The 12,799-nt window shown below is 42.5% G+C and carries 14 protein-coding genes; 4 read left to right on the top strand and 10 right to left on the bottom strand.

What is annotated here, in order from left to right; genetic code table 11:
* Positions 1–25: 25 nt before the first annotated feature.
* From ACTHRG_RS07580 to ACTHRG_RS07570, 3 genes are all read right to left on the bottom strand, one after another.
* The gene (locus ACTHRG_RS07580) at positions 26–808 is read right to left on the bottom strand and encodes a DUF4931 domain-containing protein (RefSeq protein ID WP_440230949.1); all 783 of its coding nucleotides are present in this window, start codon (positions 806–808) and stop codon (positions 26–28) included.
* A 389-nt stretch (positions 809–1,197) separates the two neighbouring features.
* Positions 1,198–1,953: a FixH family protein gene (locus tag ACTHRG_RS07575; protein WP_286148617.1), complete on the bottom strand. Its 756-nt coding sequence runs from the start codon at positions 1,951–1,953 to the stop codon at positions 1,198–1,200.
* A 154-nt stretch (positions 1,954–2,107) separates the two neighbouring features.
* Positions 2,108–2,563, bottom strand: coding sequence for a hypothetical protein (locus ACTHRG_RS07570; protein WP_286148618.1), 456 nt, complete (start codon positions 2,561–2,563; stop codon positions 2,108–2,110).
* Between the two features lie 122 nt (positions 2,564–2,685).
* Between ACTHRG_RS07570 and spoIIP the strand changes: the two genes are divergently transcribed.
* Positions 2,686–3,819: a stage II sporulation protein P gene (gene spoIIP / locus ACTHRG_RS07565; RefSeq protein WP_440230948.1), complete on the top strand. Its 1,134-nt coding sequence runs from the start codon at positions 2,686–2,688 to the stop codon at positions 3,817–3,819.
* 209 nt (positions 3,820–4,028) lie between these two features.
* The gene (locus ACTHRG_RS07560) at positions 4,029–4,799 is read left to right on the top strand and encodes a (S)-benzoin forming benzil reductase (protein WP_286148621.1); all 771 of its coding nucleotides are present in this window, start codon (positions 4,029–4,031) and stop codon (positions 4,797–4,799) included.
* A gap of 33 nt (positions 4,800–4,832) precedes the next feature.
* Here the strand turns inward: ACTHRG_RS07560 and ACTHRG_RS07555 are convergent, their stop codons facing one another.
* Both ACTHRG_RS07555 and ACTHRG_RS07550 read right to left on the bottom strand, forming a co-directional pair.
* Positions 4,833–5,468 (bottom strand): histidine kinase, encoded by a 636-nt coding sequence (locus ACTHRG_RS07555; protein ID WP_076258878.1) that lies wholly within the window; start codon positions 5,466–5,468, stop codon positions 4,833–4,835.
* 265 nt (positions 5,469–5,733) lie between these two features.
* Entirely contained in the window at positions 5,734–6,561 is an 828-nt protein-coding gene (locus ACTHRG_RS07550; RefSeq protein WP_076258880.1) for a DUF2935 domain-containing protein, read from the bottom strand.
* Between the two features lie 126 nt (positions 6,562–6,687).
* On the opposite strand from ACTHRG_RS07550, the gene ACTHRG_RS07545 reads away from it, so the two are divergent.
* Entirely contained in the window at positions 6,688–6,819 is a 132-nt protein-coding gene (locus ACTHRG_RS07545) for a hypothetical protein (RefSeq protein ID WP_258751946.1), read from the top strand.
* 38 nt (positions 6,820–6,857) lie between these two features.
* Here ACTHRG_RS07545 and def read toward each other — a convergent pair whose 3' ends face one another.
* The 4 genes from def to ACTHRG_RS07525 all read right to left on the bottom strand — a co-directional run bounded on the left by def (position 6,858) and on the right by ACTHRG_RS07525 (position 10,209).
* Positions 6,858–7,436: a peptide deformylase gene (def, locus tag ACTHRG_RS07540; protein WP_076258883.1), complete on the bottom strand. Its 579-nt coding sequence runs from the start codon at positions 7,434–7,436 to the stop codon at positions 6,858–6,860.
* A complete protein-coding gene (locus ACTHRG_RS07535; protein ID WP_076258886.1) occupies positions 7,429–7,620 on the bottom strand; it encodes a helix-turn-helix transcriptional regulator in 192 nt (63 codons plus the stop codon). The genes def and ACTHRG_RS07535 overlap by 8 nt, the downstream gene beginning before the upstream one ends.
* A 211-nt stretch (positions 7,621–7,831) precedes the next feature.
* The gene (locus ACTHRG_RS07530; protein ID WP_076258888.1) at positions 7,832–9,322 is read right to left on the bottom strand and encodes a potassium/proton antiporter; all 1,491 of its coding nucleotides are present in this window, start codon (positions 9,320–9,322) and stop codon (positions 7,832–7,834) included.
* A gap of 344 nt (positions 9,323–9,666) precedes the next feature.
* Positions 9,667–10,209 carry a GNAT family N-acetyltransferase gene (locus ACTHRG_RS07525; protein WP_076258890.1) on the bottom strand — a complete coding sequence of 181 codons (543 nt, stop codon included), beginning with the start codon at positions 10,207–10,209 and terminating at the stop codon, positions 9,667–9,669.
* Positions 10,210–10,480: 271 nt separating this feature from the next.
* Here ACTHRG_RS07525 and liaG point away from each other — a divergent pair, with 271 nt between their 5' ends.
* Entirely contained in the window at positions 10,481–11,335 is an 855-nt protein-coding gene (liaG, locus tag ACTHRG_RS07520; RefSeq protein ID WP_440230947.1) for a LiaG family protein, read from the top strand.
* 333 nt (positions 11,336–11,668) lie between these two features.
* Here the strand turns inward: liaG and ACTHRG_RS07515 are convergent, their stop codons facing one another.
* On the bottom strand, positions 11,669–12,667 hold the full coding sequence (locus tag ACTHRG_RS07515) for an LLM class flavin-dependent oxidoreductase (RefSeq protein ID WP_076258895.1): 999 nt from the start codon (positions 12,665–12,667) through the stop codon (positions 11,669–11,671).
* Positions 12,668–12,799: the final 132 nt, after the last annotated feature.

The raw sequence follows: 12,799 nt of genomic DNA, 5'->3' as shown, positions 1-12,799 counted from the left end.
TCTCTTTTTTCGGATGCAAAAGGCATTAAGACCCGGTTCTAAACTCTCCGCTAAAATATCTCACTTTTATATCATCTCTCATCCACTCGAGATTATTAGGCACCTGGGGGATGCTGTATCCAATGAAAATAGGCGTAGTAATATAGCGCGGAACAATTTTCGCGTAAATCTCCCTGCCCAGCTTGTAGAAAAACAAGTTATAACTATTACTTGGAAAAGGGAAGGCATTCAGAATATAATGCGCTGCAGTCTGGATGCATTTCGCAAAGTACGGAATATCATCCTGATCGGCAAGCTTCACATTAAATTCATAAAAGCCGATTCTCGGGGAAGTCGATAAAGTGAACACCGTTCCGCTTTCCTCATGAATAAGGAGCCCTTCAAAATCCTGCACCTGAATTTTTTCCTTGTAATCAATATTTTTTAATCCCACAATCTGCATATGCGGGTGGGCGATACTTCCCCCGGATAATGGCCCATGGTTTTTGAAAAATAATACAGATTCATATTCCCCGCTTTCTTCCATTAGCAGCCAATGTTTTAAACCAAATGAAATTAACCTGACCAAATGCTCTTCAGGATAAACCGACAGCTCACCGTCACATTGATCCGTTTCAATCAGCACCGTCTGATAGGAGTTTTCCAGAACAGGAAACTTATTTTTCAGCAAAATAATTGAATCCTCTACGGCAATGATATCGGTCAGCTCCTCCCTTGCACAAAAAGGGCAGCTGATATCCTTATTCCGAATGCTATTAGGCTTTTGGACCCCAATCCCCGTATTAAAATGCAAATGTGTATCTGACATCTCTTTGACACCTGCTTTTCTGTAATCTCTCCTTCTATATTATCATGAAACTGTGAGTGGGGTATCTGTGCCAGTTTCATCGGTGCTCTTAATCGATGATGCTCTTGGGGGCCGGGGAGGGGTTCGGACATTCATCAGATTTTTTCGGGGGTGAGTCTGAAGCTGCACCCTGTTCGGACTCAAACTGGCCGGTTCCTGCCGCTTGTGTCTGAAGTTGCTCTGACTTCCGACTCAAATTGACTTTATCCTGTGGTTTGTGTCTGAAGTTGCTCCGACTTCGGACTTTCACCGGGCTTTTCGGGGGTTTTGTGTCCGAAGTCCCCGCCAAAACTTTATCTGGTAAACTAAAAGAATCAGCGGGGTAATTAATCCTCCCCGCTGAAAAGTATTTAATGCACCGTTAATTCAGTTTCTGTGTGCTCGTGAATGTCGTCGCCTTTTTCGACATGTGTCGTGATGGTGTATGTGCCTGCATTTGTAAACTGATGGCCGGCAGTGTATTTGCCCGGTTCTGGTTCAGACATATTCACCCATTGAGGTGTTTCACCATTCAGCGAGATTTCAAGTTTTACTTTAGCATCCGCGAGCGGTTCCCCTTCATTATCAACCAGGGCAGATAGTTGTGTTTGTTCGTTTGCATGGACTTGGTCAGGGGCCTGCAGCTCAATGGACACCTCACCGCCATGGCCGTGAGAGTGGCCATCTTCATTTTCTTGATCATGCCCCGTTTCTGAGTCCCCTGCTTTGACTTCACCCACTTGTACCGAAACCATTGGCATCGTATGCTGGCTTCTTGCCGTAACATGGGACTGAACATAGTAAAGGCCTTCTTCTGCGAAAGCATGTTCAGCGGTATATTTCCCCTCTGACCCGTGCTTTGCCTCTATCATTTTACCGTTTTCTTTTTGTCCTTCCTGCCAGACTTCAAATTTCACCTCATCCGCATCTTTTACGGCCTCCCCGCCTTGTTTGACAGTGACAGCAAGGGTCACCCTCTCACCAGGATTAATGGTTTCAGGCACCTCGATGACAGCTTCAATAATCTGCGGCACTTCGTCGTTTTTTGCAGGCTTTTCTTCATCAGATTGGCTGCATCCGCCAAGAACCAGCAATCCCGCCATTAGGCTGAATAATATCTTTTTCAATTTAGTGTCCCTCTCTTTATCTATAATGTTCTTTGATAATCTAACTATAAAAGCCATTTGTGATAAAACAATGAAATCTTTTCAAAAAATAAAAGGCCCTTTCAGGCCTTTTGAGATTTAGTACAAAGGATTGCTTTTTATTATGTATTTTATACTAAATGGTTGCAAGATCATTCAGAACCACTTTTTTGTCCTCTTCTTTTGCGATCTCTTCGGCAGCCTCGAAAGCAAGCTTTTTATATTGCTGTACATTTTCTTCATCGCCGGCTATTTTATAGGCGCGGGCCAACGCTTCATAGGCGAATGCCAAATCAAAGTCCCCAATTTTGTTAGAAAGACAAATTTCAAGATTTCTTTTAGCATGAAATAGAGCGGGTTCAGCCCGGTTTAAGACTGTATATACCCTGGATATCTGCCACTCTCCCCTTGAAAGGTTAACAGGGTGCCCGACAATTCCCCAATGATAGCGCGATGTATGTACCATATGGATCATTTCGAGGTTTTCTTCTTCCGTTCTATCAGGATTTTCCATCAGGTCCCATACTTTGTTGAATAAGCTGATGGCCAATTTTCTATGTTCGTCTTTTTCCATTAATACTTGCTGTACCATTTCAGTCATCTCCCTTTTATAGACTCTTTTAATAAATTCGTTAAAAAGCCCGATTTCCCTTTGGCTCTCTTATCTTCTAATTCAGCTTATCCGTCATATATTTAGAGAGTGGAGGGATTGATATGAATTCTAAATTAAGCGTCCATTCTCTTTTCTTTTATATAAACAGCTGGCTTTTCAGTATTTGTGCAGTCATGGCGCTTGCCGGGGCTGTTACGCTTTATCCGGCTGCCTTTTCTTCGTCACATATGAATGTGCTGCTAAAGGATATTAAAGCCGGCCAGCTCTTCATTCACTTTTTAAAAGCTGAGAATCATTATTTTTATAAGGAAGCTCCTGCCGAAAGCTACTCCCTGTCCGGAACCCTATTTAAGCTGGCAACCAATACACAGCCGCAGGATATTAGAACGTTCCTTGGCCGGGAGCTCCCTGGTTTTTCGATTTTTGATACCAGTATTGCCGTTGCCGGAGAGGGTACCGATTTCACCAACCTGCCAGTGGAATCCGCCCCTCCCCTTGAAGTTCTTTTAAAAGAAAAAGAACTGGCTATGAATAACGGCCAGAGTGAGGAAAATGGTGCTCCCCCGGTAATTCCGGACGAAAAGGGGGTTTTCATTTACCATTCCCACAGCTGGGAATCGTTTGCTCCATTATTAAAAGATGTAAAAAATACAGATGAGGCCGTCAGCCCCAATGAACAGGTGAATATTATTGCTGTCGGGAAAAAGCTTAGTGAAGAATTGGCTAGAAAAGGCATAGGTGCGGAGCATGATAAAACCAACATAGCCGCAGAACTGAAAAAGAAGGGCTGGAACTGGGAAAATTCCTATGCGATGTCCAGAGAAACTGTCCAGACTGCCATGACAGAGAATAAAGATGTTAAATTCCTGATTGATATCCACAGGGATTCACTGCCTCGCGGGAAGACTACCGCATTAATTGGCCAGGAGCCATACGCTCGACTGTTTTTTGTCGTGGGCAAGGAGCACAAAAGCTATGAGCAGAACTTAAAAGTGGCTACGGAGCTCCACCAGGCACTGGAAGCAAAATATAAGGGAATTAGCAGGGGGGTCATTGTGAAAGGAAAAAGTGAAGGCAACGGCATATATAACCAGGATCTTTCCGAACGGGCCCTTCTGCTGGAATTCGGAGGTGTGGAAAATAATCTGGATGAACTGAATAACTCCATTAAAGCTTTTGCGGATGTATTCAGTGATTATTACTTGAAGGCAGAGCCGGTCAATGCGAAAGATTAGCGCATGCCACTATTGTCTCCTGTTTACTTTTTTCAGCACCTGTTTTCTTTACCTTCTGTTTGGCATAAGCACGATTACGGTTGCCTGCCTGTTTTCAGGAATGTCCCTCTCCATTATCAATTTAATAGAGGATGAAATGAAGGCATTCAGACAGGAACACAATGGCCGATACAGGAAAAAATAATTGTTTTCTGCTTTAATAGGAGATAATGAAGCAGAAAATAGGAGTGATGAAAGTGAAATTGGCTATTATAACAGGCGCATCAAAAGGGTTAGGAGCGGCCATTGCGAGGAGAATGATGTCTGAAGGAACAGGAATCATATCTGTATCAAGGACCGAAAACCCAGAATTGGCAAAAATTGCTGCAGAGAACAACGTGTTCTTCGCTCAATATTTCTGCAACCTGTCCTCACCGGATGAGCTTGAAACTGTTTTCAGCAAACTGACAGCCTTATTGCAGGAAAAAAATCCGGAGACCGTATATGTATTTAACAACGCAGGGATCATAGATCCAATCGGGACAGCCGGGAATCTCAATCATGCGGCATTAATTCAAAATGCTCATGTTAATTTGATTGCTCCTATGATGATTTCGAACATCCTGCTGCGTGAAGTTTCAAGTGAAATGATCATTATCAATATTACTTCAGGCGCTGCAGAAAGGCCCATACAGGGGTGGAGTGCTTACTGCAGCACCAAGGCCGGAATAAATATGTTCACGGAAACTGCTGCACTGGAATTGCAGACAGCAGGAAGCAGCCATAAGATTATTGCCTTTAGTCCAGGTGTCATGGACACAGATATGCAGGGAACCATTCGCTCTTCAGCAAAGGAAGCATTTCATGATCTGGAGAAATTCCAGGAATATAAGGAGAAAGGAATGCTAAGGGATACGGAAACTGTGGCAAACGCATTGGCAGGTCTGCTTCATAAGGAGATTGAGAGCGGAAAAGTTTATTATGTAAACGACTTCATTTAAAGATGTCAAAAGCCGGCTGGCGGGCCGGCTTTCTTATTTATCTTCCAATATATTACTATCGACGACACCATGGTGAATACGCAGCACTTCATGGTTATTTTCTCTTTGTATAACAAAAAAACCATTTGAGAAGTCGGAGGATAATTCTTTAAAAAAGATGCCCATTATCCCATTCTCATTACTTTCTCCAATGACTAGATGATAATCGGAGCCTTTTTTGACGATCTGGGCCGGCAGCCCTTTATCAGTATCATCAGAAGGATCATAGACCTTTCTGGAAACTTCTGCGACAAGAATATCCACCCCATCAAGCAGCTGGAATAATTCATTGACCAGGGAAGGCTTTACCATCCGCTCCAGCCTGGTTTGAACAGCCTGTCCAATAATAATCTGGGTAATTTTGTACTCCTGTACCACATCAGCGATCACCTTGGCTGTTTTTTTGCCCCCGGCATACTTGGCGAGCATCTCCAGCCCGTATTTCTCTGCTAAACTTTCGAACAAGTATTTTGTCTGAAGCTCGTTAAAGTTAAACTCTTCCTGTTTCCGGTTTTCTACGGAGAGTATATAGCCCTCTCCCTGAAAAGCTTCCTTCAGTTTTTTTCCTCTCTGGGCCAGTCTTTCCGCATGATTGGGATTGCTTACACAAATTAAAATATTTTCCTTCATTTTAACACCTCTCCACCGGATTCTATTTTCAGTATAGCACGAATACCATGGAATAAACCTGGGGCACAAGGGAACCAAAAGTTTGAATCAAAACTTTTTTAGAAAATATGAATAATAATTTTTTTGTCCGGGCATACTAATCCTACAAGTGTAAATCCCCCTTTTTTCAGCTTCCTTTCAAGGAAGCATTTTTTTTGCAAAATTGCCTATTTGCCCGCCAATACAAAAAATAACCCGCCTTTTTAAGAGAGGGTTCCACTAGATATTATCCATAAGACGGTTTTTTTAAAGAACATTTTGAAGCTTCTCCCGCCAGCTCGGGAGCATAATAACTGAGCTTTTTAATTAAATAGCAGGCTTCCGGGAAATGATGCTCGAGAAATCTCAGAGTCGTTTTATTGAGAATTCTTTTGCCGGCATATTTTTGGACTATACCTTTAATATATTCATTCATTTCAATGACAGCAGCTCCCACGTCCCTCGCCATTTCCTGCTGGCGCGGAAACCCCGGCTCCGTGAATCGGAGATACCCCTTCATATGGCGGTTCTGCACGAGGAACCCCTGAAAAATCCTCGTATAAATTTGAGCCTGTTCCTCTACAAAAACCTCAATTGGATCAATTGAATTCCTCAAAAGAATAATATGCCCCAGCTGGTCCTCGAGCCACAAATCCAGCAGATCAAAAAGAGATTGCGGCGGAGCTGTAAGCCCTTTTGCATAATAAAAAAGAAGCCTCAGATATTCCTGATTCTCACTTAATGTGCCGTTAAAATACGTGGGCGAAAGATTAATATTGATCATGTTTTTGATTCTAAGGTTCTGAATTTTTCCTTCAAATTGAAAATAGCCATTTGCAATTGGCCATATCTCCATCACCATTGCAACAGCCTCCCGGGATTCTGCCTGTACAGATGGGGATAATTCGTTAAGCCTAATCCTGAGATCCCGGAAGGCTTGTCTGTAATCATCCGCTCTTTTTACATACTTGCCTTCAGCCGGAGAAAGATGGTCCCTGACAAAAATCGCATGATCTTCAAGAATCTCCAGCCAAAAAGCATGCTCCTCCCACGGTGTCAAACCTATTTCATTCATCCAAATCCCCCCAAAATAATCCTTGTAAATGTATATGCAATTTAAAAGGAAACATGAAGGCCGGTCCGGATAAAAAGGAAGTAATTCAGAAAAAATAAGGTAGCAATCAAAGAAAGGAGAATCGCCATGACAAAGAAGTTCAACAAAGGCAGTAATAATCAAAATTCACCAAGAGGGAATCAATCCCCGATCAGCGGTGATAACAGCAAGGGCAACAAGAGGAATAAGGACCAAAAAGATAAGACTGATTTGGATTAAGAGAAAACCGGCTTCCTGTTGGGAGCCGGTTTTCAATATTAAAAACTATCCATAACTGAGTTTTCCGGAACTTTGAACGGGTCGTTTTTATCAATTCGATCATAAAACATAATTCCGTTCAGGTGGTCGATCTCATGCTGCATGATGATAGACGGAATCCCCTTAAACCGGAGTGTCACTTCCTCGCCATCAAGATTATATGCTTTTACCTTAATGCGCTCATAACGGGGCACATACCCTTTTACATCACGGTCTACAGACAGGCAGCCTTCACCCTCCGGAAGAAAAATGACACCGACAGAGTGGCTGATAATTTTTGGGTTAATTACATAATGTTCCTGTGGCTCACCTTTTTCATTGGTAAAATAAGCTGTAAACATGCGCTTGTTCAGGCCAATTTGGTTGGCGGATAGCCCAATGCCCGGACGCAAGCCATATTTCTTTGCAGGTGCAGGGTCCTGGCTGTTCTTCAAATACTGCATCATCGCAATCAGCGTTCCGCGATCTTCTTCAGTCAAAGGCATTGTGACTTCTTTTGTAACTTCACGCAGGATCGGATCACCCTCACGTACAATATCCTTCATCGTAATGATTGTATCAGCATTAAATTTACTCATAAATAAACAATTCATCTACCTTTACTTTTAGTGTTTTAGATATTTTAAAAGCAAGCTCCAATGTGGGATTATATTTATTATTTTCTATGCAGTTAATTGTCTGCCTGGCCACACTGCATTCTTGAGCGAGCCTTTTCTGAGTTATTCCCAGCTTTTTTCGTATTTCCTTTATTTTATTTTTCATCCTGCCACCTTATGGGCCGAAACTGTTCTTATGGTAGCATTTCAGATGTGAGGATGTCTAATAGTTTGGACATTCACAGCTCCACAAAAAATTTTTTCGTGAAAAATGGAAGATAACCTCGAAATTTTGATTTTTTCCGTTATCTAACTTGCTTATCCGTGAAAATGCAAAAAGCCAGTGCAGATCTTCTCCACACTGGTTCCCTATTTGACTACGCCTCTGCTTCAACCAGAGTTTCAGCTGGTTTTTTCTTTTTCAGCAGCAGCTTTAGCTCTCTTTTATATTTTCTCTTAGTAAGGATGTAAAGAAAATCTCCCTCCTCAATCTGGGTGTTGCCTGTTGGAGTAATTAACTCATCTTTACGAATGATTGCATTGACGAGTGCTCCTTCAGGAAAAGGGATCTCCATCAGATTTTGCCCGATAATGAATGCATCTTCTTCGATTTCGAATTCAATCATTTCAGCATCTGCTTTCCCAAGGGAAACCAATTCCAGGGAATGCATCGGAGTAGCCTTCTCAGGCCCAGTCAGACCGAGCTTTTCAGCTAACAATGTTATGGTTGATCCCTGGATAAGAGCGCTGGTCAGGACAACGAAAAAGACAACATTGAAAATTTCGTGACTTCCTTCCACGCCGGATAGCAGCGGAAAAGTGGCCAGCACAATTGGCACAGCCCCTTTTAATCCTGCCCAGGATAAGAAGATCAATTCTTTCATCGAAAAGCCCATTTTAATGGTGGTTAGAAAAACAGCAGCAGGTCTGGCAACAAATATGAGAAGTGCTGAAAGAGCCAGGCCTTTTAGCAAAATGTCAGATTGGAAAAGTTCATTCGGAAAGACCAGAAGGCCTAAAATAACGAACATCGCAATTTGCATCATCCAGGCAAAACCTTCCGTAAAACGGAAAACAGAGTGGCGATAGGCAATGTCTGCGTTGCCAATCATAATACCGGCCACATATACAGCAAGAAGGCCGCTGCCTCCCAGATAAGCTGTTATTCCATATGTCAGCATGGCAAAACCAGTTGCAAACACAGGATAAAGGCCGCTTGAATCCAAGTTAATTTTATTCAATGACCATATTGCGAACTTGCCAAACAACAGACCGGCTATTGCTCCCACTCCCATTTGGATAAAGAAGGAACCAACAAGTGCGAAAATGCCGGAGCCGGGAGTCATGATCAGCTCAATCATGGCAACTGTCAGGAACACTGCCATGGGATCATTGGAGCCGGACTCGGCTTCCAGTGTTGCGGAAATCCTGGGCTGTATATTTTGCCCTTTTAAAACAGCAAAAACGGCAGCTGCATCAGTTGAACCGACAATCGCACCAAATAGCACTGCGACAGGCCAATCTACACCGAGAATAAACTTTGCTGCCACAGCAACAAGTCCGGTGGTAATCACAACACCTAAGGTTGCCAATGATAAAGAGGGTACAATGACCGTCCGAGCTGTTTTCCAGTTCGTCTGCAGTCCGCCTTCAAACAAAATAATGATAAAGGCTAAAACCCCAATCATCTGCGCAATTCTCGCATTATCAAAATAAATGAATTGCCCCAATCCCATTCCGACCGCGATAAACAGAACAAGAGCTGGGACGCCAAGCCGTGCAGAAAATTTAGTTGTCATTACTCCAATAATAAAAAGAATAGCAGCCAGCAGGATAAGTGCATCTGTGTGCCAAATAAATTCAGCCAATACGATCACCTTCTTTATTCAGATTTAATCAAAGGATATAGGTTATAAAAAATGTTTTTTCTTTGTTGAGGATTACTTTTTATTGCACCAGGAACAGGATAATGCCAGGAGAGATGATGACAGCAGCTCATTGCGGATCTAGCATGGCGCAGAGCTGCTATTAGAAAGAAGTGACAGTGAGTCGCTGGCTTTGTTTCCCGTATACGAGTATCTTTTGCAGCTTCCACTGTCTTTATCGGTTGTTAATGTAACATAAATACATTATAACATACATTATGTAACATCTCACTTCATATGCATGCTTTTTTTTAAAAAAAAATCGGACTTGCCCTTAGGCAAATCCGCTAAATTTCTTTGTATAGATGGATCATCTCATCTTCCACTTTAAACTCCTTATATCCGCAGCGTTTATAGAGGTTTACCGCACTATCCCAGGCAATATTTGTTTCCAGGACAATTTTTATGTAACCGGCTGCTTTGGCATGATCCTCCAGTTTCCGTACCATCATTCCGGCAAGGCCATGACCCCGGAATTCCTTTTTTACAGACATTCGCTGCAGCCTGCACTCCCCATTGCCTTCATGGGTAATTGCACCTGTACACACCAGTTCATTATCAATTAAACCAGCCAAAAAAAGGGCACCTTCAGCGTTATATGTTTCTATAAGGCAGTACAAATCAGGATTTAAGGAATGGTCAATAAACCCGAAGCGTTCCTGGAATCCATTCAATATTAATTCTTTTGCAGCAGTTTCGTAATCTTTTGAGAGCGGTACAATCTTTAAATGCGATTTAATTTTTTTCAGTTCAGCAGCAGTCTGCTTTATTTCACATACCTCAGTCAAACCCACATTAATTGTTTTTCCATTAACAGTTGTTGTTTTCATAGATTCTCCTGTTTTTTCCTTTTATAATAAGGTATTAGCAGTGAAAAGAGAATTCATTCTAGAGAGTAAATATAGACAGAGCTTCTCTCTGGAATTTCTGCTGTTCTGAATACACTCAGTTTCCACTTCCCCGCCAGACGAAAAAGCGTAATCCTATATCCCATACGCCTCAAGTCCTAGCAGGAAATAAAGCTGCGGCTCAATGCGCAAAGACTTCGCCTTTTGTAAGATATACTTAAGAAATCTATAGAATGAAAGCAGGGGAATCACTTTGAAAAGGATACTTGTAATATTTATTATTTTAATCAGTTTCTATTTGCTCTTTACCGGCGTGAACAGCTGGCTCAGCTTTGGAGGCAACAGTACCGAAGCTTCTCTCAGCAAGAGGATAAATACTATCAGCATAGATGTATCAAGCTCAGATACAGTCATTATTCCTGAAAATAGAAATGATGTCAGAGCGGAGCTTGACGGTAAAGGCAAAGTGACCGTAAATAAGTCTGGAAACGAAATTCGTGTAGAATATAAAAGAAAGTGGCTGGATGGCTTTCAGTTTTTCAATAACAAAAGCAATCTGAAAGTTTACGTTCCTGAAGATTTCAATAAATCCATGTCCATTGACATCGGTTCCGGCCGTTTGAATTTCGCCGGTGAATCTGAGAGCAAGCCTTTCGAGCTTGAGAGCCTGGATGTTAATATGAGCTCGGGAAAAGTCAGCCTGGCCAACATTAAGACGGATGAATTTGAGCATGAAGGCTCCTCGGGAATGATGGATGCCAATCACTTATTTGCCCGATCAGGCGAAATAGATATGAGTTCAGGCAAAGTGAAGATCCGCAACTACCAGGGCAAGCTTGACGCCGGGGTCTCATCTGGACATCTCGATATAATGGTCGGCAAGCTGATTGACTCTATTAAAGTGGAAGCCAGTTCAGGCTTTGTCCGCCTTGACTTGCCTGATGATGCAGACTTCATCTTAAAAGGCAAAGCAAGCAGCGGCCATATCAGCAGCACTTTCGAATTGGATGATGAAGAGCGGGATAAAAATGATATTTCAGGCAAACATGGATCAGGTGAACACGACATCCGCATCTCTGTATCCAGCGGGAAAGCCGAAATTAATTAAGTCCGGGAAACCGGGCTTTTTTTGATGCTGAATGAGGATAAGGAGAGGTTCATTGCCGGATGGGAACAGATAGGAAGACAGGCAATTACTTATGTGGAAAAATAAAAAGACGGCCATGAATGGGGATAACTTTTTATCCCGGTTATGATTACCTATGTGGATAACTCTATTTTCTCCATGAATTATCCACGCTGTGTGGATGAAACGGGCAAAAAACAACTTTAATTGTGGATACTTCTGAAAAATTCAAAAAATCAATGAATTAGTTATTCACATTTTGAAACAGCGGGAAGTTAATCCTCAACCGCTGGATTAATTGTGGATTACAAATACTCAACTTAATCCGAAAGCTTCAGCCAGCATTGTGTATGAATTTAGCTTGCCCTGAAAATCATGGATATTGGTGATGATCATAAACTCATCTGTTGCGTAGATTTCGCTGAGCAGCTGCAATTCTTCTTTTATTTTTCGGGGAGTACCAACCAGCATTCTTTTGCGGTTTTCAGCTATTTTCTTTTTTTCCGCATGTGTGAGCTGGATACTTTCAGATTCTGTGCTTGGGATTAATCTAGTATCCCTCCCTTTTTCAACTGCCAGAAGCCACATATCCTGGCTCAATGCCAGCTTTTCAGCCTCTTCCTGTGTCTGTGCGCATACAATAAAAATACACACATTTGCTTTCGGTTCAGACAAAGCTGCTGAAGGCTGGAATTGACTGAAATATGTATCCATTACTCTCTTTCCATTGGCAGGATTGATAAAGTGCCCATACGTAAAGGCAGCTCCCGCTTCCGCAGCCAGCCTTGCTCCGCGATGTGTGATTCCAAGAAGCCACAATAGTGCAGGGTCTTCAGCCTCTGGAAAAGCTTTGACTTGCTGATAAGGATGTCCTTCTGGAAGCTCCTTGTTCAAAAACCCCTGCAAATCCCTAAGCTGTCTCGGAAATTCATTCAGACTTTTCCTTACGCCATCTGTCAGGGCAAGCCGGGTGGATGCGGATCCTCCGGGGGACCTCCCAACGCCCAAATCGATTCTTCCAGGAAATAATGTCTGGAGAACATTAAAATTTTCGGCAATTTTATAAGGACTGTATTGCGGCAAAAGTACACCGCCTGAACCAACCCTGATTTCGCTGGTGCTTGATGCAATATGTGAGATAAGAATTTCCGGTGAGGAGCCAGCCATTCCATTCGAATTATGATGCTCAGCCACCCAAAAACGAGTGTAGCCAAGCTGTTCTGCCATTTGAGCTAGCTTGACTGTTTTACGAAAAGTTTCAGCGGCAGTATCCCCTTTCGCCACGACTGATTGATCCAATACACTGAGCTTCATGAGAACTCCCCTTTCATTGAAGTGATCTTATCATAATGTCTGCAGCTTCCTCAAACGTGTCAGCTGCGCAAGCGGTTTATTAGGAAATTCACCTCCTTTCTGGTAGTATATGAATGATTTTTTTAGAGGAGG

It is taken from the genome of Cytobacillus sp. SAFR-174 (genome assembly GCF_051964675.1).
Lineage (GTDB): Bacteria > Bacillota > Bacilli > Bacillales > Cytobacillaceae > Cytobacillus.
This window is presented reverse-complemented; position numbering and strand designations above follow the sequence as displayed.